Origin of the sequence: Rhodoferax sp., assembly GCF_039922535.1 — a bacterium.
Lineage (GTDB): Bacteria > Pseudomonadota > Gammaproteobacteria > Burkholderiales > Burkholderiaceae_C > Rhodoferax_B.
Genome location: NZ_JBDTEM010000339.1, coordinates 1 through 10,565, shown reverse-complemented (window position 1 = coordinate 10,565; position 10,565 = coordinate 1). Strand labels below are relative to the sequence as shown.

Here is a 10,565-nt window from a genome sequence, read left to right as displayed (position 1 = left end):
AAGACGCTGAGCACAGCGCGACGTTCCGGGTTGATCGGGGCCACCAGCAACGCACCATGAATGCGCGCTGCCGCTTCAGCTGGCAAATGCGCCGTCGCGATGCAGCCCAGGCTGTGCGCCACCACCACCACCGGGCCGGGGCGGGCCAGGATGGCCTGGCTGATGGAGGCGATCCAGGCGGTGCGGGACGGGGCGATCCAGTCGTCCTGGTCCACCCGCTCCACCCCGGCAAGCTGCTCGGCCCACAGGCTTTGCCAATGACCGGGACCGGAGTTGCGCCAGCCGGGGATGATGAGGATGCGGGGCGTTGTCATGGCCCGGATTGTGGGTAAAACCGACACAGAAACAAACGACGCAATCGTGGTTTGCTTATGCGCATGAGCTCAGAACCAAAAGGTCTGAGTCCCAAAACGGCGCAAGGCTCTACAATACAAGTACCGTTATCAGTAATGAAAAAGGGTCCATTATGAATATTGTTACTGTCGCCGACATCAAGCGCAGTGGCTTTGCCGCGCTGGACGCACTGCTCGCCATCGGGCCCGTCCATCTCATGAAGCGCAACCGCCCCGGTGCGGTACTGCTGCGCCCCGAAGACTATGCGCAGCTGCTGGCGCAGGCCCAGCGCAGCGCCCCTCCTCCGCGCAGCAAGGCCCTGGACATCCTGTTGCAACAAGACGCAGCGGCCGACGGCTTGGATGCTGCAGGCCTGCAAGCGCGCATGGCCGAGGCCACCGAGGGCTGGAGTGGGCGGTGAGGCTGTTTCTGGATGCCTGCGCGCTGATTTACCGCTTTGAAGGGGCCGCGCCCTTTCGTTCCGCGACTACGACGCTGTTGGCGCAGCTCACCCACCGCCAGCCATCCGTGGAGCTTGCGGTGTCCCGCCTGTCGTTACTTGAATGTCGGGTCAAACCACTGCGCGAATCCGACACCGCCACCCTGACCACTTACGACGCGTTTTTTGCCAGCGTGCAGATTCTGGAGCTCAGCCCCGCCGTGGTGGATCTGGCCACCTACCTGCGCGCCCGCCACAGCCTCAAAACGCCAGATGCCCTGCAAGCGGCCAGCGCGCTGGAATGGGATACGGGCGTGATTTTTGTGACAGGTGACGCAGCGTTTACCAAGCTGGCGCAGCTGGATGTGCGGGTAGTCCAGGTTCCCGGTTAAATTGAGGTAGCTCAAAATTTATAAAAAAATAGCTGCCAGCGCAGGTAGCGCCTGCGCTGGCAGCTCTTATTTTTATAGTACGAAGCGCTTAGCCGTTGCGCCGTGCAGAAGCTAGACGTTTCACCACCTCCACCATCTGGTCGATTTCGGCGAAGGTGTTGTAGAACGCCACCGAGGGGCGCACCGTGGTTTCCACGCCCATGCGGCGCAGAATGGGTTGGGCGCAGTGGTGGCCGGTGCGTACGGCAATGCCCTCCTCGTTCAGAGCCTTGCCGACTTCTTCGGTGCTGTAGCCTGCCAACACAAAAGACATGACGCTGGCCTTGTCAGCCGCCGTGCCGATCAGGCGCACGCCGGGAATAGCCCCCAAGGCTTTCATGCCGTAAGCCACCAGCTCGTGCTCGTAGCGGGCGATATTCTCGATGCCCACCTTGTTCACATAGTCGATGGCCGCACCCAGGCCCACCGCGTCGGCGATGTTGCCGGTGCCCGCCTCGAACTTGTTCGGGATGGGCTGGAACACGGTTTTCTCGAAGGTCACGTCGGCAATCATGTTGCCGCCACCCTGCCACGGGGGCATGTCTTCCACCACCTCGCGCTTGCCCCAGACCACGCCGATACCGGTGGGGCCAAAGACCTTGTGGCCTGAGAAAACGAAGAAGTCGGCCCCGATGTCTTGCACGTCCACCCGCATGTGCGAGATGGACTGCGCGCCATCGACCAGCGCCTTGGCACCGGCACGGTGGGCCAGTTCCACCATCTCCTTCACCGGCACCACGGTGCCCAGGGCGTTGGAAACCTGCGTCACGGCGACGATCTTGGTGCGGTCGTTGAGCAGCTTGCGGTATTCGTCCAGCAACACCTGGCCGCTGTCGTCCACCGGAATCACGCGCAGCTTGGCCCCTTTGGCGGCAGCCAGTTGCTGCCAAGGGACGATGTTGGCGTGGTGCTCCAGGTGGGACACGATGATCTCGTCGCCCTCGCCCACATGCTGGCCGCCCCAGCTCTTGGCCACCAGGTTGATGGCCTCGGTGGTGCCGCGCACAAAGATCACCTCGTTCACATCGGGTGCGTTGATGAACTTTTTCACCCGCTCGCGTGCGCCCTCGTAGGCATCGGTGGCACGGGCGGCCAGGTCATGGGCGGCGCGGTGGATGTTGGAGTTTTCGTGTTCGTAGAAGTAGGCGATGCGGTCGATCACCGACTGTGGCTTGTGCGTGGTGGCGGCGTTGTCGAACCACACCAGTGGCTTGCCGTGCACCTTTTCGGAAAGGATGGGGAAATCACGGCGCACAGCATGCACGTCAAACGCGGGGTGGGCTCCGCCTTGGTAGGCAGGCACCTCACGCGCCCCCGGAGTCGCGGGCGTGGCATAGCCATTCGGCAGCGTGACCGCATCCACAAAGTAGAACGCGGGCGTGCTTTGCGGCACAGGCGGTGCCTTGGGGGCGCTGGCCGTGGGCACGGCGAGCGGCTGGAACGGCTGGCTGCTCAAGGCATCGAGGCTGGAAGGCCCAGGCGTGCCTTGCGGCGGCCCCAGCTTTTCGGCCACAAAGTAGAACGGCGAACCCGAACCAATGGCTTCGGGCACGCCTTGCAGCACGCCGCCCACACGCGGATCGTAGCCGGGCACGGCGCTCACGGCCTTATCCGGCACGCCATTGCCCGCCTGGGCATGCGGCAGCAGCGCGGGGGCGCGGTTGCCTAGGTTCAGCACGTGGCTGGGGGATGCGGGCAGCAGGTTCGTACCGGGGATTTGGCCCTGCGGAATCGGCGTGCCGGGCACATTCGGGCCAAAGCCCGCCGGGCTGGACAGGGGCGAACCCGGTGGCGCGATGTTGGCCGGGAACTGTGCGCCAGGCGCTGCCTGCCCCGGCAGGGCTTGGAATAGCGCACTGGCCATGGCCGCCAACGCCGCCGGGTCGGGCAAGCCCGCTGGCAAGTTGGGTTGTGGAAGGTTGGCCATGGCTTACTTGTAGGTGTCGGCGTAGTCGTGGTATTTGCCGATTTCCACATCGTCCAGCACCGCCAGCGCGTCGGTGGTCAGCACCGCCAGCGAGCAGTACAGCGAGATCAGGTACGAGGCAATCGCCTGGTCGTTGATGGCCATGAAGCGCACTGACAGACCCGGCGCTTGCTCACCCGGCAGACCGGGCTGGAACAGGCCCACCACGCCTTGGCGCTTGTCACCCACGCGCAGCAGCAAAATCTTGCTCTTGCCGTCGGCCACCGGCACTTTGTCCGAAGGGATCAGCGGCACACCGCGCCAGGTGATGAACTGCGAACCAAACAGGCTGACGGTGGGTGGTGGCGTACCACGGCGGGTGGCTTCGCGGCCAAAGGCGGCGATAGCCAAGGGGTGCGCCAGGAAGAAGGCGGGCTCTTTCCAGACCTTGCTCAACAGCTCGTCCAGGTCGTCGGGCGTGGGCGCACCGGTCAGCGGGAAGATGCGTTGTGCGTCGGTGACTTGCGACAACAAGCCGTAGTCGGGGTTGTTGATCAGCTCACTCTCTTGGTTCTCTTTGATGGTCTCGATGGTCAGGCGCAGTTGCTCTTTGATCTGGTCGTGCGGGCTGCTGTACAGGTCAGAAATGCGGGTGTGCACATCGAGGATGGTGCTCACGGCATTCAGGAAGAACTCGCGGGGCTGTTCTTCGTAATCCACAAAGGTGCGCGGCAGTTGGTTTTCGGTCTGGCGGGCGGTGCATGTGACCTTGATGGACTCGGGGTTCTTCACCTTGTTCAGGCGGTAGATACCGGCTTCCACCGGCACCCATTGCAGCAAGTGCGTAAGCCAACGGGGCGAAATGGTTTCCAGCTGGGGTGCGGTCTTGGTCGCGTTGGCTAGCTGGCGTGCAGCGCTGTCGCCGAGGGTCGTGATTTGGCTGCTCATGGAAAACTCCCTGGGATTAAAAAGAAAAGAAAACGGATGGGGCGGCGCGCGGCCGATGGAATCTGGCGCGCCGCGTTCAAGAGGTCAGAACGGCCCGCAGTGTCTGGTGCCTGGAGGCATCTTTCAACATGCTATAGCCGCCAAATGGATGCGTTGCGCGGTGCGCCGCTGGGCGAACTGGTCGCAATGCGCCAGCAACACCGACAGCGAAACCCCTAGCGCGCGGGCCAGCTTGTCGGCGGTGACGATGGATGCAATGGCCCGCCCGCGCTCGATTTCGCCCACGTAGGAACGGTTCAGGTCCGAGTGCTCGGCAAGTTGCTCTTGCGACCAGCCCTGGGCTTCGCGCAACTGGCGCACCACCACGCCCAGGCTCTCCACAATCGCACTCATGCAAGCACAGGTTCCGACGGTATGGGTGCTGCGGGGCGGGGTTCCTGCCGCGACGTGGCCTGGGTCACATGGGCACCCGGTGCCACATCGTGGGTCAACCACACATTGCCGCCGATGCTGGCGCCCTGCCCCAGCGTCACGCGGCCCAGCACGGTGGCCCCGGCGTAGATGACCACGTCGTCTTCCACGATGGGATGGCGCGGCTGGCCTTTTTCCAGGTGGCCCTGGGCATCGGTGCTGAAGCGCTTGGCCCCCAGCGTGACGTTTTGGTAGATGCGTACGCGCTGGCCGATGCGCGCTGTCTCGCCGATCACCACGCCGGTACCGTGGTCGATGAAGAAGCCCGGGCCGATGCTGGCCCCGGGGTGGATGTCGATACCGGTGGCGCTGTGCGCCAACTCGGCCACGATGCGCGCCAGCAGCGGCAGGCCCTGGCGATACAGCTGGTGCGCCAGCCGGTGGTGCAGTATGGCCAGGATGCCGGGGTAGCACAGCAGCACCTCGTCCACACTGCGCGCCGCCGGGTCGCCATGGAAGGCGGCCAGCACATCGCTGTCGAGCAGGCGGCGGATGCCGGGCAAGGCCTGGGCAAACTGCTGCACCACCTGGGTCGGCTGGGTGCCCACCGGCACGTCTTCCACCAGGCGCAACTCCAGCCGCACCTGTGCCAGCAAGCCATGTAGGGCTGCATCCAGGGTATAGCCCACGTAAAAATCTTCGCTTTCCTGGCGCAGGTCTACCGGACCTAAGCGCATGGGAAACAGCACGCCCTTGAGCGACTCGACAATGCCCGCCAGCGCGTTGCGCGATGGAAACTCACGCCCACCGGGCTCGGTAGACCGTCCCTGTGCCGCACGCCACTCGGCCCGCACGCCGTGCAAAGCCTGCACGATGTGGCCCACGTCAAATACCGGGGCGGCCATCAGTCCTGCACCCAGGGCAGGCTATGGAAGCGCCAGCCATCGGCGCCACCGCGGTGCTGCTGACCGTCGATCTCGCCCTCAAAGCCTTCGAGCACGTTGAAGACACGCGCCAGGCCCGCTTTGGCAGCCGCTTCGGCCGCCAAGGCCGAGCGTTTTCCGCTGCGGCACAACAGCAGCACAACCGCCTCTTTGCCACCGACCTTGGCCTCCAACTCACGGGCGAAACGCGGGTTGCGCGTCAGGCTGGTGCCGGTAGCCCAAGGTACATGGGCGCTGCCGGGCACGTGGCCAACAAACTTACGCTCTTCCGCAGTGCGCACGTCGACTAATTGGGCCGCGCCAGCTTCAAACAAACGCCAGGCAACGGCCGGGGTGACACCGCCCGCATAGGGCAAATTGGTAGACAGAGCGACCGCACGGGCAGACTCCAATTCGGGGGGCAAGCTGGTCAGTTCAGCGGTGTCGGATGGCATGGAAACTCCTGTGGTGGGGTGAACCAGGACCCTGCGCACAAGCGTGCAGGAGTCGGTGTGCAGCCACTTTAGGACGATAGACATTCACCACAAACTACTTAAAAATCAGTTCTAAACAACGAAATCGTCTATCAAGCAATACCCAGTCCATTGCAGCGCGGCCGGGGAACAGCTGCGCACCGTGCCCGACAATCCGCACGATGCATCCAAGCGGGTCGGCTCCACTCCGGTCTACGCCATAAAACAGGCTCTAGCGCTGGTAGACACTGAATCAAAAGCTATAAAAAATAGAGTAACTACCTACCCACCTACGCTAGGTAATGCAACGCACGCAGTGTTCCGTGCGCTAGCAGACAGACGGGAAACCAGCGCAAGGCCACAGTGCAACGGTAACCTTAGAACGTGTTCAGAGTCTTTTGGGGGCTCAATCGAAAGGCAACTCCATGGCGACCGACAAAACCCACCAGCCCAGCCCAGCTGAGCCGAACATCTCACGTGGCGACTACAAGGCCGAACTGCATGCGCTGCAGGTCGAATTCGTCAAACTGCAACGGCACTACATCGCCCGCGGCGAGCGCATTTTGGTCTTGCTCGAAGGCCGCGATGCCGCTGGCAAGGACGGCAGCATCAAGCGCATCGTGGCCCACCTGAGCCCGCGTGAAACACGGGTCGTCGCACTGGGCAAGCCATCGGACCTGGACACGCGCGCCTGGTACTTCCAACGCTACGTAGCGCACCTGCCGGTGGCCGAAGAACTGGTGATTTTCAACCGCAGCTGGTACAACCGCGCAGGCGTCGAACATGTGATGGACTTTTGCACCAAGGCGCAATACCACGAGTTCATGCAGTCGGTGCCACGCTTCGAGCAAATGCTGATCGACTCGGGCATCCAGCTGCTCAAGTACTACCTGGACATCAGCAAGGACGAGCAGAAGGCACGCTTGGCAGCGCGCCGAAAAGATCCCTTGAAGCAGTGGAAGATCAGCCCGATCGATGCCGTCGCCGTCCAGCACTGGGATGCCTATTCCACCGCCCGCGACTTGATGCTGCTGGGTAGCCACACCGCAGCGGCACCATGGAGTGTCGTGCGCACCGACAGTAAGCGGCATGCGCGCCTGAACCTGATGCGCGACATCCTGTGCCGCCTGCACTACGCGGGCCGCAGCAAGGGCCTTATAGCGCCCGACCGTAACATCGTGTTCGGGTTCACGCCCGACTGCGTGTCCGATCAACGACTGGCTCGCTGAAGCAACGGCAAGCGCTCAGGTCGGCACCCCGTCCAGCCAGCGCAGCACCGCCTGGCAGACGGCATCGGGCTGCTCCATGGTGCTCATGTGACCGGACTGCGCAATGGCCACCAGCTCCACCGGGGCCGTCACCATCAAATCCTGCATCTGTGCGTGCCGGGCCAACGGGCTCCAGGCATCTTCCTGGCCGCACAGCAGCAGCGTAGGGCAGCGTATGTGGCCCAGCAGCGCGGTGGCATCCGGCCGGTGCAGCAGCGCATGGATTTGCGCGGCAAACACCTCTGGGTTGCTGCGTTCGATCATGTCCAGAATCTGCGCAAACAGCGGGCTGTCCAGCCGCGATGGGTGCACCATGCCACGCGCCCATTGCTGGCCCATGGCACGCATGCCGCTCTGGCGCGCGGTCTGCAGCAGGGCCATGCGGCCCGCGCGCTCCTTCTCGCCCGCACCACCGGGTGCCAGCGCTTCAAAGCCGGTGTCCATCAAGGCCAGGCGCTGTATGCGGCTGGGCTGCTGGCGCAGCATTTCCAAGGCCACGCGGCCCCCCATGGAATGGCCCGCCACGGCCAACGGGCCCGCAGGAGCCGTCTGCAGCACCTGCTCGGCCATGGACTCCAGGGTGTTCAAAATGCCGTAGCTGGCGACCAGGCACGGGCTGTGCGCTTGCAGGGTGGGCAGCATGTCGTGCCATACGCTGGCATCACACAGCAGGCCGGGAAGTAGTACGAGGGTCATTTGCAAATGGTATATCTAGAACCCGGCCTGCGCAGCGTCTACCCCGTTGCCGATGACCACAAGACTCCGCATTCGGCAACCTGGTCTATCGCCACTCCCACACGGTATGTCCTATGACAAGCTGCCAAACGGCCTGGTCCTACGCCCAGACCACAGCTTCACCGCTCTACACCGCCGTCCAAACAGCGGATAAACGAGTCTTCAGACCCGTCAACGTGTTGTTGATCGGCTGGAGACTTAGGAGAAGCAAGATGACAGGCAACTACGTAATTTCTTCAGACAAGGTAGAAGGTACCAATGTGTACAACAGCGTCGGCGACAAGCTCGGCTCCATTGACGACCTGATGATCGACAAGCGTTCCGGCACGGTGCGTTATGCGGTACTCGAGTTTGGTGGATTTCTGGGCCTGGGCACGGACCGCTACCCACTGCCCTGGAGCATCCTGAAGTACGACACCCAGCTCGATGGCTATGTGGTTCCCATCACCAAGACCCAGCTGGAAGGCGCACCCCGCTACGCCAACGACGCGGTTCCAGAATACTCGGATGCGTACGGTGAAAAGGTGTATGGCCACTACGGCGTGAACTGGATGTAAACCTTCAATTGCCAGGGCCACGCGAAAGCGTGGTGTAAGCCGGTTCTGAAAGCCGCAGTTCACTGTGACGCACGTTGAGTGCGGCATAGTGGGCTGCGGCTTTTCTATGGGTGCCAGTCGCAAACATGAGGTCCGTCTGCGGAGCCGTGACAATGCACGACTCCCCCAGCTACGCCCCGCCATGTGCCCCATAAAAGCCATCACCCCACAAACGCCCCGCCGGGTCGACATCGTCGTCTACAGCGGCTTCAAAGCCATTGAAGCCATCGGCGCGATGAGCGTATTCGAATATGCCAATCTGCACCTGGTGCAAGAAGGCCGGCCTGCGGGCTACCGGCTGAACATCGTCTCGGTGGCGGCGGGCCCGGTGGCATCCGACACCCACATGCTGCTGCAGGCCGCCAGCGCAGTCGATCCAAGCGACCTGCCGCACACCGCCATCATCGTGGGCGCCCGGCACATCGAGAAGGCCCTGACAGCGCACCCCACCATCGTCGACTGGGCGGCAGCCGTGGCGCCGCGCATGGAGCGGCTGGTGGCGTTGTGCTCGGGCTGCTTCTTTCTGGCTGCGGCAGGCGTGCTGGACGGCTTGCCCGCCACCACCCACTGGAGCGTAGCCGCCCTGTTGCGCGAGAAGTTTCCGGCGGTGCAGGTGCAGGCAGATGCCATCTATTTGCGCTCGGGCCGCTTGTGGACATCGGCCGGGGTCACCGCGGGTATCGACCTGGCACTGGCACTGGTGGAAGAAGACTATGGCCGGGGCCTGGCACTGCAGGTGGCGCGCGACCTGGTGGTGTACCTAAAGCGCCCGGGTGGGCAATCGCAGTTCAGCGTGCACCTGACCAGCCAAAACACCAGCCACCCCGGCATCCGCGACGTGCAAGACTGGGTGTTGTCCAACCTGTCGCTGCCGCTGGACGTGTCGGTGCTGGCCGACCGCGCCGCGATGAGCCAGCGCAACTTTCGCCGCGTGTTTGCCAAGGAGGTGGGCAGCAGCCCGCTGCAGTTCATTGAATCGGCCCGGCTGGAAGCGGGCCGCCGCCTGCTGGAAGAAGGGGACCTGCCCCTGAAGTCCATCGCCGGGCGGGTCGGATTTGCCTCCGAGCAGTCGCTGCGCAAGCTGTTCCTCAAGCGCCTGGGCGTGGGGCCGCAGGCCTACCGAGAACGCTTTGGCGGAGCCCAGGCGTAGAGCTACTTAAGCCGCTTTTTTCAGCTTATAAACCTGGGCGGCCAGCGCATCCATCAAGGCAGGCGACAGGCAGTCGTAGGTCTCCAACCCCACGCCGCGCAGCTCTTTGCGGATGTCCGCCATGTGCTCCGGCGGGGTGCCGGTTTCGATGATGGACGACACAAACGCCGCAAACTCTGGCCCGGTCCATCCCGCATCGGCGGACAGCTCGGTGTGGATGAAGTCCAGCCCGTAGAAGGCATGGTCTTTGTTCTCGATGTGGCCAAACAGGTGTACGCCGCAGGCCTTGCAGGCATGGCGCTGGATGGTAGCGCTGCTGTCCACGACGTGCAGCTTCTCCGGGCGCGAAGCCACGTGCACTTTGTCGCGCGACACCACGCCGACGATGGAAAACAGGGCATTCGCCGGTTTCCAGCACTTGCTGCAACCGCAGGCGTGGTTGTGCGCCACCTGCGCGTCCACCTTCACCACCACCGGATCGTGGCTGCAATGGCAGGTCAGCGTGCCGCCGCCGAAACCCGGCGCGCCGGGTTTTTTGCTTTGGCCTAAGGCCGGGTGCAATGCTAAGAGGGTCATTGTGTGTCTCCTTGGCCTGTGCCCCAGGCCCACTGTCCACGCGGAACGGCCGCGCACCGAAAAAATAGGAACACCCCCAGACTGCAGCGCTGCGCGTCTTTCGCCAACCCCCTTGCAGGGGGCGATACCAGCGGCCCGGCTAAGCCGGTTCTGCGGTATCTCTGGGGCAGACAGGCTGAACCCAGGCGCATCTAAAACAGTACAACTCCCCGGATGGATTCCCCACGCTTCATCAAGTCAAACCCCTTGTTGATATCTTCCAACGGCATGGTGTGGGTGATCAGCGGGTCAATGCTGATCTTGCCTTCCATGTACCAATCGACAATCTTGGGCACGTCGGTGCGGCCCCGTGCGCCACCGAAGGCCGATCCTTCCC

General features: G+C 63.3%; 13 protein-coding genes and 1 pseudogene. 5 read left to right on the top strand and 9 right to left on the bottom strand.

Annotated elements, in window-relative coordinates; genetic code table 11:
• Positions 1-314, bottom strand: a 314-nt coding sequence (locus ABI213_RS16160; protein ID WP_348027847.1) for an alpha/beta fold hydrolase, incomplete at its 3' end; no start/stop codon positions are given.
• 152 nt (positions 315-466) lie between these two features.
• Between ABI213_RS16160 and ABI213_RS16155 the strand changes: the two genes are divergently transcribed.
• Entirely contained in the window at positions 467-754 is a 288-nt protein-coding gene (locus ABI213_RS16155) for a hypothetical protein (RefSeq protein WP_348007235.1), read from the top strand.
• Entirely contained in the window at positions 751-1,164 is a 414-nt protein-coding gene (locus ABI213_RS16150; protein ID WP_348007234.1) for a PIN domain-containing protein, read from the top strand. Before ABI213_RS16155 ends, ABI213_RS16150 begins: the two co-directional genes overlap by 4 nt.
• Positions 1,165-1,252: 88 nt before the next feature.
• On the opposite strand, the gene ABI213_RS16145 is transcribed toward ABI213_RS16150, so the two are convergent.
• The 5 genes from ABI213_RS16145 to ABI213_RS16125 form a co-directional block, all read right to left on the bottom strand.
• Complete coding sequence (locus ABI213_RS16145) at positions 1,253-3,067, bottom strand: family 2A encapsulin nanocompartment cargo protein cysteine desulfurase (RefSeq protein WP_348007250.1); 1,815 nt, start codon at positions 3,065-3,067, stop codon at positions 1,253-1,255.
• A gap of 66 nt (positions 3,068-3,133) precedes the next feature.
• Positions 3,134-4,057 carry a family 2A encapsulin nanocompartment shell protein gene (locus ABI213_RS16140; RefSeq protein WP_348007233.1) on the bottom strand — a complete coding sequence of 308 codons (924 nt, stop codon included), beginning with the start codon at positions 4,055-4,057 and terminating at the stop codon, positions 3,134-3,136.
• Between the two features lie 123 nt (positions 4,058-4,180).
• Positions 4,181-4,450: a helix-turn-helix transcriptional regulator gene (locus tag ABI213_RS16135; RefSeq protein ID WP_315192305.1), complete on the bottom strand. Its 270-nt coding sequence runs from the start codon at positions 4,448-4,450 to the stop codon at positions 4,181-4,183.
• Positions 4,447-5,373 (bottom strand): serine O-acetyltransferase EpsC, encoded by a 927-nt coding sequence (epsC, locus tag ABI213_RS16130; RefSeq protein ID WP_348007232.1) that lies wholly within the window; start codon positions 5,371-5,373, stop codon positions 4,447-4,449. The genes ABI213_RS16135 and epsC overlap by 4 nt, the downstream gene beginning before the upstream one ends.
• On the bottom strand, positions 5,373-5,846 hold the full coding sequence (locus tag ABI213_RS16125; RefSeq protein WP_348007231.1) for a rhodanese-like domain-containing protein: 474 nt from the start codon (positions 5,844-5,846) through the stop codon (positions 5,373-5,375). The genes epsC and ABI213_RS16125 overlap by 1 nt, the downstream gene beginning before the upstream one ends.
• Before the next feature lie 443 nt (positions 5,847-6,289).
• Here ABI213_RS16125 and ppk2 point away from each other — a divergent pair, with 443 nt between their 5' ends.
• Positions 6,290-7,093, top strand: a complete 804-nt coding sequence (gene ppk2, locus ABI213_RS16120; RefSeq protein WP_348007230.1) for a polyphosphate kinase 2 — start codon at positions 6,290-6,292, stop codon at positions 7,091-7,093.
• Between the two features lie 15 nt (positions 7,094-7,108).
• On the opposite strand, the gene ABI213_RS16115 is transcribed toward ppk2, so the two are convergent.
• Complete coding sequence (locus tag ABI213_RS16115; RefSeq protein ID WP_348007229.1) at positions 7,109-7,828, bottom strand: alpha/beta hydrolase; 720 nt, start codon at positions 7,826-7,828, stop codon at positions 7,109-7,111.
• A gap of 251 nt (positions 7,829-8,079) precedes the next feature.
• Between ABI213_RS16115 and ABI213_RS16110 the strand changes: the two genes are divergently transcribed.
• Together ABI213_RS16110 and ABI213_RS16105 are read left to right on the top strand one after the other, a co-directional pair.
• Complete coding sequence (locus ABI213_RS16110; RefSeq protein ID WP_348007228.1) at positions 8,080-8,424, top strand: PRC-barrel domain-containing protein; 345 nt, start codon at positions 8,080-8,082, stop codon at positions 8,422-8,424.
• Between the two features lie 181 nt (positions 8,425-8,605).
• Positions 8,606-9,613 carry a helix-turn-helix domain-containing protein gene (locus ABI213_RS16105; RefSeq protein WP_348007227.1) on the top strand — a complete coding sequence of 336 codons (1,008 nt, stop codon included), beginning with the start codon at positions 8,606-8,608 and terminating at the stop codon, positions 9,611-9,613.
• 6 nt (positions 9,614-9,619) lie between these two features.
• On the opposite strand, the gene gfa is transcribed toward ABI213_RS16105, so the two are convergent.
• Positions 9,620-10,189: an S-(hydroxymethyl)glutathione synthase gene (gfa, locus tag ABI213_RS16100; RefSeq protein ID WP_348027844.1), complete on the bottom strand. Its 570-nt coding sequence runs from the start codon at positions 10,187-10,189 to the stop codon at positions 9,620-9,622.
• A 191-nt stretch (positions 10,190-10,380) separates the two neighbouring features.
• Positions 10,381-10,565 (bottom strand): annotated as a pseudogene (locus ABI213_RS16095) (S-(hydroxymethyl)glutathione dehydrogenase); the annotation flags it as partial.